The sequence below is a fragment of the Mesorhizobium sp. M7A.F.Ca.MR.245.00.0.0 genome, assembly GCF_003997415.1.
In the GTDB taxonomy this organism is placed as follows: domain Bacteria; phylum Pseudomonadota; class Alphaproteobacteria; order Rhizobiales; family Rhizobiaceae; genus Mesorhizobium.
In genome coordinates, this window is record NZ_RZTE01000042.1 from 36,368 (window position 1) to 51,774 (window position 15,407).

15 protein-coding genes are annotated in these 15,407 nt (G+C 63.5%); 3 read left to right on the forward strand and 12 right to left on the reverse strand.

The window, feature by feature from the left end; all coding sequences use genetic code 11:
- Positions 1–146: 146 nt before the first annotated feature.
- The 3 genes from hydA to EOB80_RS28450 all read right to left on the reverse strand — a co-directional run bounded on the left by hydA (position 147) and on the right by EOB80_RS28450 (position 4,316).
- The gene (gene hydA / locus EOB80_RS28440; RefSeq protein WP_127331166.1) at positions 147–1,598 is read right to left on the reverse strand and encodes a dihydropyrimidinase; all 1,452 of its coding nucleotides are present in this window, start codon (positions 1,596–1,598) and stop codon (positions 147–149) included.
- A 62-nt stretch (positions 1,599–1,660) separates the two neighbouring features.
- A complete protein-coding gene (locus EOB80_RS28445; protein ID WP_127331168.1) occupies positions 1,661–2,911 on the reverse strand; it encodes a Zn-dependent hydrolase in 1,251 nt (416 codons plus the stop codon).
- 76 nt (positions 2,912–2,987) lie between these two features.
- Positions 2,988–4,316 (reverse strand): aspartate aminotransferase family protein, encoded by a 1,329-nt coding sequence (locus EOB80_RS28450; RefSeq protein WP_127271138.1) that lies wholly within the window; start codon positions 4,314–4,316, stop codon positions 2,988–2,990.
- A gap of 227 nt (positions 4,317–4,543) precedes the next feature.
- Here EOB80_RS28450 and EOB80_RS28455 point away from each other — a divergent pair, with 227 nt between their 5' ends.
- Complete coding sequence (locus EOB80_RS28455; RefSeq protein WP_127331170.1) at positions 4,544–5,173, forward strand: TetR family transcriptional regulator C-terminal domain-containing protein; 630 nt, start codon at positions 4,544–4,546, stop codon at positions 5,171–5,173.
- 4 nt (positions 5,174–5,177) lie between these two features.
- Here EOB80_RS28455 and EOB80_RS28460 read toward each other — a convergent pair whose 3' ends face one another.
- On the reverse strand, positions 5,178–6,065 hold the full coding sequence (locus EOB80_RS28460) for a helix-turn-helix transcriptional regulator (protein ID WP_127331172.1): 888 nt from the start codon (positions 6,063–6,065) through the stop codon (positions 5,178–5,180).
- Positions 6,066–6,168: 103 nt separating this feature from the next.
- Between EOB80_RS28460 and EOB80_RS28465 the strand changes: the two genes are divergently transcribed.
- A complete protein-coding gene (locus tag EOB80_RS28465) occupies positions 6,169–7,014 on the forward strand; it encodes an SDR family NAD(P)-dependent oxidoreductase (RefSeq protein ID WP_127331174.1) in 846 nt (281 codons plus the stop codon).
- Positions 7,011–7,733: an SDR family oxidoreductase gene (locus EOB80_RS28470; protein ID WP_127331176.1), complete on the forward strand. Its 723-nt coding sequence runs from the start codon at positions 7,011–7,013 to the stop codon at positions 7,731–7,733. Before EOB80_RS28465 ends, EOB80_RS28470 begins: the two co-directional genes overlap by 4 nt.
- A gap of 30 nt (positions 7,734–7,763) precedes the next feature.
- Here EOB80_RS28470 and EOB80_RS28475 read toward each other — a convergent pair whose 3' ends face one another.
- From EOB80_RS28475 to EOB80_RS35610, 8 genes are all read right to left on the reverse strand, one after another.
- Complete coding sequence (locus tag EOB80_RS28475) at positions 7,764–8,012, reverse strand: hypothetical protein (RefSeq protein WP_127331178.1); 249 nt, start codon at positions 8,010–8,012, stop codon at positions 7,764–7,766.
- A 60-nt stretch (positions 8,013–8,072) separates the two neighbouring features.
- The gene (gene otsB, locus EOB80_RS28480; RefSeq protein WP_127331180.1) at positions 8,073–8,855 is read right to left on the reverse strand and encodes a trehalose-phosphatase; all 783 of its coding nucleotides are present in this window, start codon (positions 8,853–8,855) and stop codon (positions 8,073–8,075) included.
- Positions 8,852–10,633, reverse strand: a complete 1,782-nt coding sequence (locus EOB80_RS28485) for a trehalose-6-phosphate synthase (RefSeq protein WP_127331182.1) — start codon at positions 10,631–10,633, stop codon at positions 8,852–8,854. The genes otsB and EOB80_RS28485 overlap by 4 nt, the downstream gene beginning before the upstream one ends.
- A 141-nt stretch (positions 10,634–10,774) precedes the next feature.
- Positions 10,775–12,937, reverse strand: coding sequence for an amylo-alpha-1,6-glucosidase (locus tag EOB80_RS28490; RefSeq protein ID WP_127331184.1), 2,163 nt, complete (start codon positions 12,935–12,937; stop codon positions 10,775–10,777).
- A 50-nt stretch (positions 12,938–12,987) separates the two neighbouring features.
- Positions 12,988–14,049, reverse strand: coding sequence for a glycosyltransferase family 4 protein (locus EOB80_RS28495; protein ID WP_127331186.1), 1,062 nt, complete (start codon positions 14,047–14,049; stop codon positions 12,988–12,990).
- A 114-nt stretch (positions 14,050–14,163) separates the two neighbouring features.
- A complete protein-coding gene (locus EOB80_RS28500) occupies positions 14,164–14,541 on the reverse strand; it encodes a DoxX family protein (RefSeq protein WP_127331188.1) in 378 nt (125 codons plus the stop codon).
- Positions 14,542–14,597: 56 nt separating this feature from the next.
- Positions 14,598–15,056: a carboxymuconolactone decarboxylase family protein gene (locus tag EOB80_RS28505; RefSeq protein ID WP_027035002.1), complete on the reverse strand. Its 459-nt coding sequence runs from the start codon at positions 15,054–15,056 to the stop codon at positions 14,598–14,600.
- 43 nt (positions 15,057–15,099) lie between these two features.
- Positions 15,100–15,407 (reverse strand): Rrf2 family transcriptional regulator (locus EOB80_RS35610; protein WP_245466469.1); only part of this gene is annotated, 308 nt, incomplete at its 5' end.

Below are 15,407 nucleotides of genomic sequence, written 5' to 3' on the forward strand. Positions count from 1 at the left end.
CGTCAGTATACGGGGAGAAGGTGCCGGCAGGCGGATGAGGGGCGGCGCCGAGTTCGGCAATTATCGGCACTGCGACACATCCACAAAGGCGGCGCCGTGTTTGTCGGCAATCATCCGTTTCTTGGCGTTCTTCGAGCCGCGCAAGCTCAAACCCCGGTCGCCGGGATGCCGGTGCGTTCCACCTTGCGCGGGGCGGAGATTTCCTTCCACTTCGACAGCGCCCGGTTGACCGCCGCGTTCGGCTCGCGGCCGACGAATTCTCCATGCCCGGGCTTGGCCTTGATTTCGGCCTCCTGGATCGACAGTTCGCCACGCGAGAACACGAACCGCGGCAGACCGGTCACCTCGAACCCTTCGAACACGTTGTAGTCGATGACGGACTGCTGCTTCTTCGAGGTGATCTTTTTCTTGCGCTTGGGATCCCAGACGACGATGTCGGCGTCGGCGCCCTCTACGATGGCGCCCTTCTTCGGATACATGTTGAGTATCTTGGCGATGTTGGTCGAGGTCACCGCGACGAACTCGTTCATCGTCAGCCGGCCGGTGTTGACGCCGGTGGTCCACAGCACCGGCATGCGGTCTTCAAGCCCGCCGGTGCCGTTCGGGATCTTGGTGAAATCGCCGACGCCGTTACGCTTCTGCTTGGTGGTGAAAGCGCAATGATCGGTCGCCACCACCTGCAGCGAGCCCGCCTGCAGGCCCGCCCACAGCGAATCCTGGTGCAATTTGTTCCGGAAGGGCGGGCTCATCACGCGGCGCGCCGCATGGTCCCAGTCCTTGTCGAAATACTCGCTCTCGTCCAGCGTCAGGTGCTGGATCAGCGGCTCGCCGAACACTCGCATGCCCTTCTGGCGCGCCCGACGGATCGCTTCGTGGCTCTGCTCGCAGGAGACATGCACGACATAGAGCGGCACGCCGGCCATGTCGGCGATCATGATGGCGCGGTTGGTCGCCTCGCCTTCCACTTCGGGCGGCCGTGAATAGGCGTGGCCCTCGGGGCCGTTGTTGCCGCCAGCCAGCAGCTTCTGCGACAGGGCGGCAACGACGTCGCCATTCTCGGCATGCACCAGCGGCAGCGCGCCGAGATCGGCGCAACGCTGGAACGAAGCATACATCTCGTCGTCGTCGACCATCAGCGCGCCCTTGTAGGCCATGAAATGCTTGAACGAGGTGATGCCCTTGTCGACGACCGTGGCCATCTCGTCGAACACCTGCTTCCCCCACCAGGTAATCGCCATGTGGAAGGAATAGTCGCACGACGCCTTCGAGGTCTTGTTGTCCCACATCTGCAAGGCTTCGAGCAGCGACTGCTGCGGCGCCGGCAGGCAGAAATCGACCACCATCGTCGTGCCGCCGGAGAGCGCCGCGCGCGTGCCGGATTCGAAATCATCGGCCGAATAGGTGCCCATGAACGGCATTTCGAGATGGGTGTGCGGGTCGATGCCGCCCGGCATGATGTAGCAGCCGGAGGCATCGAACTCATGATCGCCATGCAGGCCCGAACCGATGGCGACGATCTTGCCGTGCTGCATCAGCACATCGGCCTTCCAGGTGCGGTCAGCAGTGACGATGGTGCCGTTTCGGATAACTTTGGTCATTAGCTGTTCCCTTGTTCTTGCCGCGCTTCTTACGAGCGTCGTTTGGAAGGTAGATTCTAAGCTCACTCCATGATGACAGCCGTCTCCACCACCGCATGGAACAAAACGTCGGCACCCGCCGAAGCCCATTCCTTGGTGATCTCCTCGGCCTCGTTGTGGCTGAGGCCATCGACGCAGGGGCACATCACCATGGCGGTGGGCGCGACGCGGTTGATCCAGCAGGCGTCATGGCCGGCGCCGGAGACGATGTTGCGGTGGGAATAGCCGAGGCGTTCGGCGGCATCGCGGATCGCCTTGACGCAACCCGCGTCGAAGGTGACCGGATCGAAAGCGCCGACCTGCTCGATCTCGTAGCGGATGTCGAGCGCATCGCAGATCGTGTCGATGCCTTCGCGGATGCGGCCGTCCATAGCGTCCAGCACTTCCTTTTCCGGGGAGCGGATGTCGACGGTGAAGACGGTGCGTCCGGCGATGATGTTGCGCGAATTGGGATAGACCTCCATGTGGCCGACCGCGCCGACGGCATCGGGCTGGTAGTCCATCGCGATCTCGTGCACCAGTTCGATCACCCGCGCCATGCCGAGCCCGGCATTGCGGCGCTTGGGCATCGGCGTCGAGCCGGTATGCGCCTCCTTGCCGGTCAGCGTCACCTGCAGCCATTTCAGACCCTGGCCGTGGGTGACGACGCCGATGTCGATGCCCTCGTCCTCGAGGATCGGACCCTGTTCGATATGCAGTTCGAAGAAGGCGTGGATCTTGCGGTCACCGACCTTCTCGCTGCCTTTCCAGCCGATGCGCTCGAGCTCCTCACCGAATTTCTTGCCCTGCTTGTCGACATGCCCGTACACATCGGCCTGGTCGAGCACGCCGGCGAACACGCCGGACGCCATCATAGCCGGCGCAAAGCGCGAGCCCTCCTCGTTCGTCCAGTTGGTGACGACGATCGGATGTTTGGTCTTGATGCCGAGATCGTTGAGCGAGCGCACCACTTCAAGCCCGCCCAGCACGCCGAGCACGCCGTCGTACTTGCCGCCGGTCGGCTGCGTATCGAGATGGCTGCCGACATAGACCGGCGGCAGGCTGGGATCGGTGCCTTCGCGGCGGGCAAACATCGTGCCCATTTCATCGACGCCCATTTCGAGCCCGGCCGCATCGCACCAGCGCTTGAACAGATGCCGCCCTTCGCCGTCTTCGTCGGTCACGGTCTGGCGATTGTTGCCGCCGGCAATGCCGGGACCAATCTTCGCCATCTCCATGATGGAATCCCACAAGCGGTCTGAATTGATTCGCAGATTCTCGCCGGGTGCGGCCATGCTCTAAAACCTCATCGATTGCGGGGCGCCGGCGTCCCCCTCCCCTCGAGGGGGAGGGATATCCGCATCCAGTTCGTCAATCTATCGCTCGCAAGACTTCTCTGACATGGTCGATCAATTCGTTGATCTGGCCCTTGGTGATGATCAGCGGCGGCGACAGCGCGATGATGTCGCCGGTGGTGCGGATCAGCGCGCCGCGCTCGAACGCCTTGACGAAGGCCGAGAAGGCCCGCTTGGTCGGCTGGCCGGCGATCGGCGCCAACTCGATCGCACCGATCAGGCCGATGTTCCTGATATCGATGACGTTCGGCTCGCCCTTCAGCGAATGCAGCGCGTCTTCCCAGTACGGCGCCAGCTCCTCGCCGCGGGTCAGCAGGCCCTCTTCCTTGTAGGTGTCAAGCGTGCCGAGTGCGGCCGCGCAGGCGATCGGGTTGCCCGAATAGGTGTAGCCGTGGAAGAACTCGATCATGTGCTCGGGGCCGGTCATGAAGGCGTCGTGGATCTCCTTCTTCACAAACACCGCGCCCATCGGGATGACGCCGTTGGAGACGCCCTTGGCGGTGGTCATGATGTCTGGCGTGACACCGAAATAGTCGGCGGCGAACGGCGTGCCGAGACGGCCGAAACCGGTGATGACCTCGTCGAAGATCAACAGGATGCCATGCTTGGTGCAGATTTCGCGCAGCCTCTCGAGATACCCCTTCGGCGGCAGGATGACGCCGGTGGAGCCGGCGACCGGCTCGACGATGACGGCGGCGATGGTCGAAGCGTCGTGCAGGGCGACGATGCGCTCCAGTTCGTTGGCGAGTTCCGCGCCATACTCCGGCACGCCCTTGGTGAAGGCGTTCTTCTCGGGCAGATGCGTGTGCGGCATGTGGTCGACGCCGCCGAGCAGCGTGCCGAACATCTTGCGGTTGGTGACGATGCCGCCGACCGAGATGCCGCCGAAATTGACGCCGTGATAACCGCGCTCGCGACCGATCAGCCGGGTGCGCGAGCCCTCGCCCTTCACACGATGATAGGCGATGGCCATCTTGAGCGCGGTCTCGACCGATTCCGAGCCGGAATTGGTGAAGAAGACATGGTCCATGCCCTTGGGCGCGAGGTCGACCAAGCGGTTGGCCAGTTCGAACACGATCGGGTGGCCCATCTGGAAGGCGGGCGCATAGTCGAGCTCGGCGGCCTGCTGCTGGATCGCCTCGGTGATCTTCGGCCGGCAGTGGCCGGCATTGACACACCACAGGCCGGCGGTGCCGTCGAGCACCTTGCGGCCATCGCTGGTCGTGTAATGCATGTCCTTGGCGGACACCATCATGCGCGGCGCCTGCTTGAACTGCCGGTTTGCCGTGAACGGCATCCAGAATGCGCTGAGATCGTTCGGCGTGACTTTCAGCCGGTTGGACATGACCAGGACTTCCCCTTGTAATCTGTTTCGGTGCGCCCAACGCTTGGTCTTTGCCGCGTTTTCATGCTACGCAAATTTTTGACCGATTGGACAAACGTTAGCACCGCCCTGTCGGCGGTCAAGGGATTACTAGCGGAAATGCGGCACCTGAAGTGCGTTCCACAGGCTAGGGAAAAACTGGTCCAGAGAATTGGTCCAGATGACCCTCAACGCGAGGGCTGGCAACGGTGACCACGGACGCCCCTCGTCGCACCCGCATCCAGCAGGAAAAGCGCGAACTCATCCTGGAGGCGGCGCTCGAGGTTTTCTCGACCAACGGTTTTCGTGGCTCGACAATTGACCAGATCGCCGAAGCCGCCGGCATGTCGAAGCCGAACCTGCTCTATTATTTCCGCCGCAAGGAAGACATCCACGAGACGCTGATGCAGCGCCTGCTCGACACCTGGCTGGCGCCGCTGCGTGAACTCGATGACATCGGCGACCCCTTGACCGAATTGCGCAGCTACATCAGGCGCAAGCTGGAGATGGCACGCGACTTTCCGCGCGAGAGCCGGCTGTTCGCCAACGAGATCCTGCAAGGCGCGCCGCGCATCATGCCGCTGCTGGCGGGCGAACTGAAAACGCTGGTCGACGAGAAGGCGACCGTCATCAAGGGCTGGATGCGCGCCGGCAAGATCGCCAAGACCGATCCGTGGCACCTGATCTTCTCGATCTGGGCGACGACGCAGCACTACGCCGATTTCGACGTCCAGGTCCGGGCCGTGCTCGGGCCGAACCGCGGCGGCGACGGCCGCTTCGAGGATGCGGCCCGCTTCCTGGAACAACTATTTCTTGATGGGCTTAAGCCGAAGACCTGACGCTTCAGGCGCTGCGCCGCTCGGCCGGCAGCGCGTCCAGCAACGTCTGCAGCTTGGCGATCGAATTCTGCTCGGCGAGCGGCGTGTAGACGATCAGCTTCATGTCCGAGCCGTCGCCGATCGACAGGCTCATATGCTCGAAGGTCATGGCGCCCGCGCTCGGGTGCCGGACATGTTTCACCCCCGACAACCGGTGCGCGACGTCGCGCTGCGGCCACCAGGTGCGAAATTCGGGGCTCGAACCCGTCATCAACTCGATCAGCCGCTCGAAATCCGGATCGCCGACATAGCGCGCACTCGCGGCCCGAAACGAGGCCAGCACGGTGCGCGCCAGTTGCTCCCAGTCGACCAGCAGGCGCCGGTGGTGCGGGCTCGTGAACACCATGTGGACGATGTTGCGGGCGTCACCCTCCAGCAAGCCATAGTCGCCGAACACCGCGACGGCAGCCGGGTTCCAGGCCAGCACATCCCAGCGCCGCCCGACAACATAGGCCGGCTGCAGCACCAGGCTCTGCAGCATGTGCAGCAAGGGGCCGTCGACTTTTTCCGGCGCCACGGCACGGCGCTCCGGCTGCTGGCGGTCGGCGAGGATGAACAGATGCTGTTTTTCGGCGGCGTCGAGGCGCAGTGCTTCGGCAAGTGCCGTCAGCACCTCGACCGAGGGCCTGACCTCCCGCCCCTGCTCCAGCCATGTGTACCAGGTGGTGCCGACACCGGCGATCATCGCCACCTCCTCGCGGCGCAAGCCCGGCGTACGCCGCCTGAGACCGGTGGCGATGCCGGTGGCCGAGGGCGTCAGCCTTTCGCGGCGCGAGCGCAGGAAGGCGCCGAGTTCGCGCCGGCGGCTGTCTTCAGCCGAATGTGTGGGGGCAGCGTGGGGTTGGGACTCCATGCGGGTATTATAGCAGTATTGATACCAGGATAAAGTTTGAACTGTTTGGCCCGCGCCAACTGTCCCATCTTCGGTTCAGAGCAACAGAACGGAGGCTCTGAACATGGAACTCAAAGACAAGACGATCCTCATCACCGGCTCTACCGATGGCATCGGCCGGGTCGTCGCGCAACGGCTCGGCGCCGCGGGCGCCCGTGTGCTGGTGCATGGCCGCGATGCGACGCGCGGCAAGGCTGTTGTCACCGGGATCGAAGCGACCGGCGGCAGGGCGGAGCTTCTGGTCGCCGACCTCTCGTCGCTGGCCGAAGTACGCCGGCTTGCCGGAGCCGTGCGCGCCCGGACGGATCGGCTAGACATCCTCGTCAACAATGCCGGAATCGGCACAGCGGGCCAAGGTGCCAAAAGGCAGGTCAGCGCCGACGGCTACGAACTGCGCTTCGCGGTCAACTACCTCGCCGGTTTCCTGCTGACATCGGAGCTTCTGTCGTTGCTGAAGGCGAGTGCGCCGGCCCGCATCGTCAATGTCGCCTCTGCGGGGCAGCAGGCGATCGATTTCAGCGATGTCATGCTGACCCGCTCCTATGACGGCGTGCGTGCCTATTGCCAGAGCAAGCTGGCGCAGATCCTGTTCACCGTCGACCTTGCGGAGCAGCTGAAAGGCACCGGCGTCACCGTCAACGCGCTGCATCCGGCGAGTTACATGAACACCACCATGGTCCGGCAGGCCGGGGTGACGCCGTGGAGTTCGGTCGAGCCCGGCGCCGATGCCATCCTCAATCTCGCCGCGTCACCCACGCTCGACGGGAAAAGCGGCCTCTATTTCGACGGCCTGCGGGAATCCCGCGCCGATGCCCAGGCCTATGACGCCAAGGCAAGGCAAAGTCTTCGAGCCTTGAGCCTTGATCTCATCGGCACGGCCTCCCTCACATCGAAGGAAGACCATTCATGACCAAGACAATCGAACACACCGTCATCATCGGCGGCTCGTCCGGCATCGGCCTGGCGACGGCGCGAAAACTGCTTGGCCCGGGCATGAAGGTGACCATCACCGGGCGCAACGAGGACAAACTGAAGAGCGCTTGGAAAAGCCTTGGCAGCGCTGCCGGGAAGGTTGCGTTCGACGCCGCGAAGCCGGATGAGGTCCGCCGGTTCTTCGAGAGCCTCGGACCTTTCGACCATCTGGTGCTGGCGGCCAGCGGCGGCAAGGGCCTTGGCCCCTTCCCGACGCTTGACCTGAGCGACATCGGCAGCGGCGTCGAGGAAAAGGTCCGCCCGCAGCTGTCCTGCCTGCAGGCCGCCTTGCCGACACTCAACAAGGCCGGATCGGTCACCTTCATCTCGGCGGTGTCGGCGCAGCTCGCGACGCCCGGCGTCGCCGGTATCGCCGCCATCAACGGCATGCTGTTGACTGTGGTGCCGATCCTGGCCCTGGAACTGAAACCGCTGCGCGTCAATGTCGTGGCGCCGGGCGTCATCGACACGCCCTGGTGGGATTTTCTGGCCGAAGAGCAGAGGCAAACGATCTTTGCCGACTATGCCGGCAAGACCCCGGTCGGCCGCGTCGGTCGGGCCGAAGACGTGGCCGACGCAATCGCCTTCCTCGTCTCCAACGGCTTCATGACCGGCCAGGTGCTGACCTGCGACGGCGGGCTGAGATTTGCGGCATAGGAACAGCGACTATCGGACTCCGACGGGACCTTAATTGGCCTTCTTTGGAACGCGGTCGTTCTCGTCCGCGGGCCTGTCGCCTGCCGGTTTTGCCCAAACAGGCTTTTCCGGCACATGGGAATAGTCAGATGTATCCGCCCCATACATCTTGTTGTCGATCGCCTCTTGCCAGCTGTAGTCCGCGTCGGACGGTGAAACGTCGGCGATCTCATGGCGGGAGGAGCGAGCGTGAAGCCAGTTCGGGGTGATCTCTCGAACCAATTGTGCAAAGCGTCCCATCGAAACCGTTCCTTTCCTTGTCCTTTCCAGGAGGCGCGATCACGGTTGCGTCGGCTGCACCTAGAGTTGACCTCTCAGCCAGGCCAGCGTCTCGGCAACGCCGGCCAGCCCGTACTGCGCGGTGGTTTGCGCCGGTGGTTTGACCCGTATCGATATGCCGCCGGCATCATTGATCGTTTCGAAGCCGTTTTCGTCCGACGTGTCGTCGCCCAGGAAGACCGGGCGGCGACCTGCGAATGGCGCAATCTCCATGAAACGCCGGATCGCGGCACCCTTGGCCGCCTCCAGCGGCAGCAATTCCACGCCGGCGTTGCCGGCAACCACTCGGTAGCCCTTTGGCAGGCCGGCCAGCGCCTGCTCGACAAGCTGCGTCGCGCGCGGAAGCAGATGCGGGGCGGCGCGCGTGTGGATGGCCAGCACCCGTCCCTTGCGCTCGATATACGCCCCACGACCGAGCTCGGCCTCGATCTCGTCGGCAAGGGCTGCGATATCTGCCGGCTCGTCCGCAATTTCGACGTCGTCGTCCGGCAGGAGCCGATGTTCCAGGCCATAGAGCCCGGCGGCGCGCAGTTTCAAAGGCTGAAACAGATGATCGACAGCCGAAACGGACCGGCCCGTGATGAACGCCAACGCCCCGTTCAGCTTGCGGTCCAGGCCTTGCAGCAAGGAGCGAAGCTCGTCGCTGACCGAGACTGCGTCCGGGTGCTCGGCATGTTCCAGCAACGTGCCGTCGATGTCGAGGAACAATGCCCACTCGCCGGTCAGCACAGGCTGCGGTTTCTCCATGACGGCCTGCGGCTTTTGCAGGGTCTCGCCAATCATCTTCTGCAGCGTATCGCTCATGACATCGCCATCCGTCTGCGCTCAAAGATGGAGACGACATTGTCGACGCTGGGCGGCGGGTCGCCGGCGGCACCGGTTACCCGATCGAGGTCTCCGCGCTTGCGCAAACGCGCCGCATCCAGAAGCATGCTGCCGGCCCAGCGATAGACGTTGTTGTTGCGGATCGTCTCGCGCATGGGTCGCATGCGCTCGCGCTGTTCTTCGGGCGCCATGGTCAATGCCTGCAACAGCGCTCCGCTCATCATGGCGGCATCGTAAGGGTTGACGATCAGCGCCTCCAGCAATTCGCGCGAGGCGCCGGCGAATGTGCTCAGCATCAAAACACCCTGCTCGTCGTCGCGCGCGGCGACGAATTCCTTTGCGACGAGGTTCATGCCGTCATGCAGGCTGGTGACCATGCATATGTCGGCGGCGCGATAGATCTCGTACACCTGTTCCTGCGAATGATGTTCGGCCACCATGATCACCGGCCTGTAACCCTCGCTGCCATAACGCCGGTTAAGCTCTTCGGCATAACGGTGGCACTCGTCATGGAGCAGCTTGTAGGCCGGCAGCGTGCCGCGGCTGGGTGCCGCGACCTGCAGGAAGACAAGTTTTCCGATCCATTCAGGCTGTCGCTTGAACAATTCGTTCAAAGCGTGGAACCGATCAAGAATGCCCTTGGTGTAATCGAGGCGCTCGACCCCGACGGCCAGCTTCACATCCGCTTTAAGGCCGAACCTCTCGCGCATGCGAGCGCGGCAATCATCGACATCGGGAAGTTTCGCCAGCAGGTCCGCCGGCCATTCTATCGAGATGGGATAGGCGTGCACCAATGTGGTTCGTCCGCCGTAGGAGATGGCCGCATCGGCCCGCTCGATGCGGCTTTCCAGGAAGCGATCTACGCTTTCGGTGAAATTGTTGGCGTGGAACTGGGTGTGGAAGCCGATGATCGAACTGCCGAGCAGCCCTTCGAGGATGCGTTCACGCCAGGGACAGATGCTGTACACTTCCGAATTCGGCCACGGGATGTGCCAGAAAGTGATGACGATCGCCTCCGGCAGGCGCTCGCGGATCATGCGCGGCAGCAGCGCGAAATGGTAGTCCTGGACCAGCACGATCGGCCGCTCGTTGCGGGCCTCGGCAACCACCGTATCGGCAAACTTCCGGTTGACGGCTTCATAGGCAGCCCAGTCGGAGGCGCGAAAAATCGGCCGGGTGAAGGCGATATGGCAAAGTGGCCAAAGGCCCTCATTGGCGAAACCGAGATAATAGCCCTGATGCTCTTCCTCCGTCAGCCAGACCCGGCGCAACGTGTAGGACGGGTTGCCAGGCGGCACCTGCACACGATCGTGGTCGTTGACGGTGAGGCGGTCCGCCGTTCCGCCGCCATAGGCGATCCAGGTGCCGGCACAGGCGCGGGTAATGGGCTCGAGCGCCGACACCAGTCCGCTGGCCGGGACGAGCAACTCGACGCCGTCGCCCTTCACATTGTGGATGTACGGTTCGCGATTGGACACAACGATGACCTGCGCATCGGGCAGATCGTCGGCCAGGATCTTGCGCAATGTTTCGGGCGACCAGGTCACCAGCGCGGCATCGGCCGATTGGCCATTCTTTTCGAACTCCCGTATCACCTTGCGCGCGGCTTCCGCGGCCACATCTTCGCCTGCCGTATGTGCGACCGCGGGTGGATGACGGCGACGGTGCCGCGATATGGAGAGGAAAACGGCAAAAGCGGAAAAACCGAGGCTCGCGAAGATCAGAACCCAGAGCAGGTCCGCACCGTAGTTTGTCATAGAATGTCAACTCACCCCGGCCGTCGGCGACCGTTTGTTCGTGTTCCCGTTTGAAATGGTCCGCCGACCACGTGGTCAGCGTTCGGACCTGTATTTTTGCAACGCACAAAGCTCGGATCGGTTCCGGCAATTTTGTTCGGATCATGTCCTTACGATGAGCGGCACCAGCCCTTCATGGCGGTCGGCAAGGAAAGCGACGACCCGGTCACCGACGCGCTGGAAGGTGAGATCGACGACCCGGTCGCCGACGCCCAGGTGCCGCAGTGTCAGCGTGTCGATGCCGATCGGCAGTCTCGGGCGGGTGACGCGGATTTCGCCATCCCAGCCGTCGATCTCCAGGCCAAGGCAGGCCTGCATCAGCATGAAGGCGGATCCCGCCGACCACGCTTGCGGCAGGCAAGCGACGGGATAGGCGATGGGTGCTTCGCCCGGCGCGCGTGTAAACCCGCAGAACAGTTCGGGCAGCCGCATGTTGAAATGGACCGCGGATTCGAATGTGCCGCTCATCAGGCGAACCACGCTTTCACGCTCGCCATAATGCGCCAGGCCGGCACCGCATATGGCGGTGTCGTGCGGCCAGATCGAGCCATTGTGGTACGACATCGGGTTAAAGAACACCGCATCGTCGGCAAGCGTCCTCAGCCCCCAGCCGGAATGGAAGGAGGCGGAAAGCAGCTGGTCGGCGACCATCTGGGCCCGCGCCGGCTCAGGCAATCCGACAAAGAGCAGATGCCCGGCATTCGAGGTCCGCACCTTGCAGGGCTCGCCGGCACCGTCGATCGCGAGGGCATAGAAGCCGAGATCGTCAAGCCAGAAATCGCGTTCCACCGCCACCCGCATCGCCTCGGCGCGGTCCTCCCAGTGATCGGCTTTGTCGTCCTCGCCACGGCGGCGGGCAAGCTTGGCCAGCCCGCGGAAGGCGGCAAAGACATAGCCCTGCACTTCGACCAGGGCTATCGGGCCCTTGGGAATGCGGCCATCGGCATGGAAGACCGAATCGAAACTGTCCTTCCATCCCTGGTTTGCGAGACCGGACTCGGCCGCTCGCTGATAAGTCACGAATCCGGTCTCCCGGCCCGCCTCCTCCGTCCATTCGGCCGCCGCGCACAGCGAAGGCCACAGGCCGTCGATGAATGCCATGTCACCGGTACGATCGGCGTAGGCGCAAGCAAGATAGATGTAGAGCGGTGTCGTATCGACGCCACCGTAGTAGCGGCCGAAGGGAAGCTCCCGCAGCGCCACCATTTCGCCTTTGCGGGTCTCGTGCATGATCTTGCCCGGCTGCGAATCGCTGAACGGCGATGTCTCGGTCGCCTGATGCTGGGCCAGAAAGGCCAACACGCCCCGCGCCAGCCCGGGATTGAGCCACAGCATCTGCAGCGCCGAGATGACGCCGTCACGACCGAACGCCGTCGAGAACCAGGGGATGCCGGCATAGGGATAGGGACCGGTCGCCAGTTCGGTGGTCAGCAGCGCGACATCGGCGCGGGCGCGCTCGACCCAATCGTTGAAGACGCGGCCGGAGCTGCGCACCGTCGCGCCATGACGACGTTTGGCCCGCATGCCAAAGCGGGCGCGGGCGGCAGCGGCGCGGAACCGGTCGCGGTCGGGCTTGTCGGCCACCTCGGGACCGACCTCGACATAAAGCACCTTCCTGCTGCGCTTGGTCACGGCGATCAGGAAATCGGCACGGTTGGCTGTCAGTTGGTCCGGCGCCTGCGAGAACGATATCGCAGAGAGGCGGGCCAGGCCGTCGAGCCCGTCATAGCGCAGCAGGACCGACGTCGCGTCTGTCTCGGCGGCATGGGCCAGCCCACGCTTCAGCCGTGTCGACCCCCGCACTTCGAACATGTCGCGGAAATCGGCGGAATAGTGCAGGGAGACGCTGATCGTCGAATGTTCCCGGCTGTAATTGGAAAGGGTGATGCGTTCGAACAGCCTGTCCTGCCAGAGCAGCCTGACGCGTTCGATGTGGATGGCTCCCTGCGGGATGTCGCGTCCGCCGGCGCTCTGTATCGGCAGATTGGTCAAATTGGTGGTGAACAGCACATTGTCCTGGCTGAGCGAGGCGCCGAGCAGCGATGTCTGCCTGCCGCCGACGGTCAGCCGGAACTCGGAAAGAACCCGTGTGTCGTCGCGAAAGAAACCGTCGCCGGCTCCGCGTATGTCGCCATAGGCGTCGGCAACCGCGAAGCAATCGCCCTGCTTGAGCGCAAACAACCGATGCGGCTCGCGAGGGGCGGTGGCGTCGAGCGATGCAAGCGCAACCGCGGGATCGAGCTGGCGCTCATCGAGTTGGGCCATTCGTCAAAGATCCCTGTTGTTTCGTTGTCGTGGCTCGAGCACGTCGTTGCTCAAGACGCCTTCGCCTCGGTCGGCACGCCGATCAGGCGTGCATAGGCGGCCAGATAGTCGCCGGCCATTCTTCGAGCGGAAAAACGCTTTTCAAAAACGGCCCTCACCTTGCGCCTGTCGAGCTGCAGCAAAGCAGGCACCGCGGCGACCGCTCCATCCAGCGTGTCAGCGATGAAACCGGTCACGCCTTGATCGATGATCTCGGGCAGCGCACCGCAATTCCAGGCGATCACCGGCGTACCGCAGGCCATGGCCTCGATGGCGGCGAGCCCGAACGGCTCCGGCCAGTCGATCGGAAACAGCAGGCCGGCCGCCTTGCCGAGAAATTCCGCCTTCTGGTCCTCCTCGATCTCGCCGACATAGACGATGCGATCACCGTCGATCAACGGTTCGACCACCTCGTGGAAATAGGCGCGGTCGTCGTCGCCGATCTTTGCCGCGAGCTTCAGCTTGAGCCCCGAATGCGAGGCGATCTCGATAGCGCGATCCGGGCGCTTGTCGCGTGAGAACCGGCCGAGGAAGGCAAGGTAGGGTTCTTCCGCCGTCGTCTCGAAAGTCGGTTCGTAGAGAGTGGTCGGCAGCCCGTGATGGATCGTCGCCAGCCAATTGGCCTTGGCAAGGCCCGCCTTCTGGCTGTGCGAAATGGAAATCAGGGGAAAACGCGGAAACCGTTCATAGGCCGGCGCCAGGTCCACATAATCCAGCCTGCCATGCGGCGTCGTCACCGTGCGGTCGGCGAGATCCTCGAAGAAGGAAAAGTGCAGGAAATGGCTGAGGTGGAAGTGGATGACATCGAACTCCGACGCCCGGTCCCTCACCTGAGCAAGCATCGAAAGATGCGCAGCGATCTCGGATTTGAGCGGACGCGGATCGAGGCGCAGCGCGCGTTCCCGGCTGGCTACCAGCGTCGCGGAAGTCTGGCTGTCGCCACTGGCGAACAGCGTCACCTCATGGCCCAGATCGACCAGCGCTTCGGTTAGATACGAGACGATGCGCTCGGTGCCGCCATAGAGCCTTGGCGGCACCGATTCATAAAGCGGCGCGACATGGGCGATTTTCATATTCCATCCTGGATGCTGGGCATGCAGGTGTGAAATGCGTCAACGCCTCGATTGGTTCCGATTTTATGATCGAGCCGTCGGCACCATAGGCCGCAGTCGGCATGCAACTGTGCGTCAAACGGATTGCGCGATCAGGGTCAGAAAGCCACCGCTCAGGGCGACATTGCCGACGAAGCCATTGATGCGGGACGCACGATCCGGGCCCTGATGGTCCCAAAAATTGTGGAACATCGGCGTGGCAACGATCAGGAACACAAGCAGCACCGCGGCCGCGAGTGCCGTCCACAATCCTGCGATGACCAGCACGCCGGCGGCGATCTGAAGCACGATGCCGAGCCACAGCGCCAATCTTGCCTGCGGCACGCCGCGCGCAGCCATCATCTGGGTCAGGAAGGCCGCGTTCTGGATGTTGGGCAGGCCGGCGAAGACGAAGGCGCCGCCGAGCAACAGGCGAGCGAGAAACAACAAGGTTGAAGGCAAATCGGCAGGCATCAAACGCTCCCTTGGAAAGTGGAGCGCCGCCTTTCGACGGCGCTCCCAAAATACAATCAGGCGGCCTTGGCCGCCGGCATCGGGTGAATGGCCTGGAACGGAATGCACAGCCGGTTCCAGGTGTTGATCATGCCGAGCGCAACGGACAGCTTGACCAATTCCTCTTCCGAGAAATGCTCGAGCGTCTTTGCATAGAGCTCGTCCGGCACGCCATTGTTGGCGATCAGGGTGACGGCCTCGGTCCAGGCCAAGGCGGCGCGTTCGCGCAGGGAAAACAGCGGCGATTCCTTCCAGGCTGAAACCAGGTAGAGCCGCTGCTCGGTCTCGCCGTCGCGCCTCGCCTCGCGGCTATGCATCTCGACGCAGTACGAGCAGCCATTGATCTGCGACGCTCTGAGCTTGATCAGGTGCAGCAGGCTCACCTCGAGCCCGCATTCGTCCACCGCCTTGTTGAGCGCCGACACGGCCTTCATGATCTCCGGCGCCTTGGCGAAAAATTGCAGCCTCTGTTTCATCTTCTTGTCCTTTCAAATCTGCCTGGGTTTGGGTCGGCGGGGGTTAACTGGATTTCTGCGGCCGCTGGTGGCGCTCGACGAAGGCGCAGCTCGCGGCAAGCGACCTGGGATCGCCTTCTGCCGCATAGGTGGCCACGATATCGGACAGCTTGGTCTCGGCGAGCGCGGCGCGATAGGCGCGCTCGGCCTTCAGCATCGCCGCGTTGATGCCGCAGGGTTTGACATAGGCTGAAGCATCGAGCTTCACCGGACCGCGCTGGCGGATCTCGCCGCAACGGAAGGCCGGCTCGCGGCCCTCGACGGCCAGCACGATGTCGAGCAGCGTGATGCGCTCGGCCGGCCGCGCCAGCC